This is a genomic window from Clostridia bacterium, from assembly GCA_019683875.1.
Classification (GTDB): Bacteria; Bacillota; Sulfobacillia; order RBS10-35; family Bu92; genus Bu92.
This window is the reverse complement of the sequence record JADGHN010000176.1, coordinates 1-2,669: the sequence shown is the minus strand read 5'-3', so window position 1 is coordinate 2,669 and position 2,669 is coordinate 1. Positions and strand designations below refer to the sequence as shown.

General features: G+C 75.6%; 2 protein-coding genes. Both read left to right on the top strand.

Annotated elements, in window-relative coordinates; genetic code table 11:
• A partial coding sequence (locus IRZ18_09565) for a PD-(D/E)XK nuclease family protein (protein ID MBX5477353.1) occupies positions 1–1,998 on the top strand: 1,998 nt, incomplete at its 5' end.
• A 9-nt stretch (positions 1,999–2,007) separates the two neighbouring features.
• Positions 2,008–2,669, top strand: a 662-nt coding sequence (locus IRZ18_09560) for a phosphatase PAP2 family protein (GenBank protein ID MBX5477352.1), incomplete at its 3' end; no start/stop codon positions are given.

Sequence of the window (2,669 nt, the reverse complement as noted above, 5' to 3'; positions counted from 1 at the left end):
CCGGCGTTCGCCGAGATGCTCGCCCGCGAGGGGGTGCCGGTCTACACCCGGGCGGGCGGCGGCTACTTCGCGACGATGGAGATCGAGCTGATGCTCGCGCTCCTCGCCGTGATCGACAACCCGCGGCAGGACATCGCGCTGGCGGCCGTGCTGCGCTCGCCCGTCGTGGGGCTGGGCCCGGCGGAGCTGGCGGCGGTGCGCCTCAGCGACCGCAGCGGCGACTTCTACGACGCCGTGTGCGCGGCCGCGCGCGCGGAGGGGCCGCTGGGCGAGCGGCTGCGCCGCTTCCTCGATGACCTTGAGCGCTGGCGCACGGCGGCGCGCCGCGGCCGGCTGAGCCACCTCGTCGAGCAGCTGTACCGCGACACCGGCTTCCTCGCCTACGCCAGCGGGCTGCCCGGCGGGGAGCAGCGGCGCGCGAACCTCCTCGCGCTCCTCGACCGCGCTCGCCAGTTCGACACCTTCGCGCGGCAGGGGCTGTACCGGTTCCTGCGCTTCGTCGAGCGTCTGCGGGAGCGGGAGGCCGACCTGGGCCCGGCGCCGGCGCTGGGCGAGCACGAGGACGTCGTCCGCGTCATGACGATCCACCAGAGCAAGGGCCTGGAGTTCCCCGTGGTGATCGTGGCCGACCTCGGCGCGCCCTTCCAGACGACGAAGGGCGACCTGTTCGTCGACCGCGACCTGGGGCTGGGGTTCAAGGTCGTCGACACGGCGCTGAAGATCAAGTACCCGTCCGCGGCGTACTGGGCCGTGCGCGAGCGCGCCGACGCCGAAAGCCTGCGGGAGGAGCTGCGGATCTTCTACGTGGCGCTGACGCGCGCGCGGGAGCGGCTGATCCTCGTCGGTTCCGCGACGGATCTGGCCGAGCGCGCGGCGCGCTGGCTGGCGGCGGACGGCGCGCCGGACTGGGCGCTGCCGGACGCGCTCGTCACGGGGGCGCGCTCGTACCTCGACTGGGTGGGGCTCGCGCTGATCCGTCACCCGGACGGGCGGCCGCTGCGGGAGCTGGCGCTGGCGGAGGGCGGCGCGCGGCGGCCGGACGCGTCGCGGTGGACGGTGCGCCTGTGGCGGCCGGAGGATCTGGGCGCGGTGCGCGCGCCGGCCGGCGAGGCGGACGACGTGTGGCGCCGGCTGGCGGCGCTGGAGCCGGTGCAGGGCGAGGCCGCGGCAGCGGAGCGTTCCGCGGCGGAGGGCCGTGCCGACGGGGCGGTGGGCGAGCGCCTCGCGGCCCTTGAGCGGCGGCTGGCCTGGTCCTACCCCTACGCGGCCGTGACCCAGCGCTTCGCGAAGCGGGCAGTGACCGAGATCAAGGGGCCGCTCGACCCGGAGCGTGCCGCCACGCCGCTTCCCGCGGAGCTGCGCCGCCTCGCGCCGCGCGCGCCGCGGTTCCTCGAGAGCGGCGCGGCGCCGGAGGGCGCCGGCACCGCCGCGCAGCGCGGCACGGCCGTGCACGCGGTGCTGCAGCACCTCGACCTGCGCGCGCCGCTGGACGCGGCCGGCATCCGCCGCCAGGTCGACGCCATGGTCGCGCGCGCCCTGCTCACGGAGGAGGAGGCGCGGCTCGTCGACGCGCAGCTCATCGCCCGCTTCTTCGATTCCGACCTTGGCCGCCTTCTGCGCGCGGCGCCCGAGCGGGTCCGGCGCGAGCTCATGTTCACGCTGGAGCTTCCCGCGCGGCGCGTCTACCCGGACCTGCCGGCGGGCGTGGCGGAGGGCGAGACCGTCCTCGTCCAGGGTGTGATGGACTGCCTTGTGGAGACGGACGACGGGCTGCTCCTCCTGGACTTCAAGACGGACGACCTGCGCGGCCGGCCCGCGGCCGAGGCGGCCGAGCGCTACCGCACGCAGGTCGAACTCTACAGGGAGGCGGCCGAAGCCATCTTCGGCCGCCCCGTGACGGCGGCGTACCTGTGCTTTCTTTCCACGGGCGAGGCCGTGCGGATCGAGCCGGCCGCGGGCGCGGCAACCGGCGCGGCCGGCGGCCGCGGGCTGAATTGAGGCGCGCTCGTGGCTAGACACGGTGAGCGCGTCGCCCCGGCCATCGCCTTCCTCGCCTGGAGCCTGACGGTCGCGTCGGGCGTCTGGCACGGCCTGGACGTGCGCGTCACGGCGGCGCTGCAGGCGGCCGTGCCGTCGTGGTGGGATCCGTGGCTGACGGTCTTCAGCGTGCTGGGATTGGCCGAGGTGACGGGCCTCGTCGCGCTGGCTCTCGCGCTCGCCATGCGGGCATCGGGCCGGCCACACTCGCGCAGCGCCGCGACCCGGCGCGCCGCCGCGTTTGTGGCGGGTTTCGCGGCGACCTTCGTGGTCGAAGCCGCGTTCAAGATGTGGCTCTTCCACCCGGGGCCGGAGGCGGGCGTCTACACCGTGAGCGGCCACACGTACGAAATCGCCGCCCGGAGCCGGATTGGGGCGTGGCTCGCGGCGCTGCCCGTGTTTCTTCCCTCAGACTTGGCCGCCTTCGCCAATGCCTATCCGAGCGGCCACATGGCCCGGACGACGTACCTCCTCGCCTGGCTGGCGAGTGATGGCGCCGGCCGCCGGCGGCGGCTGTGGAGCGCCGTGGCCCTGGCCTTCGGCTTGGCCATGGCCGTCAGCCGCGTGGTGCTGGCCGAACACTGGCCGAGCGAGGTGATCGGCGGCGCGCTCCTGGGGTGGGCGGCCGCGGC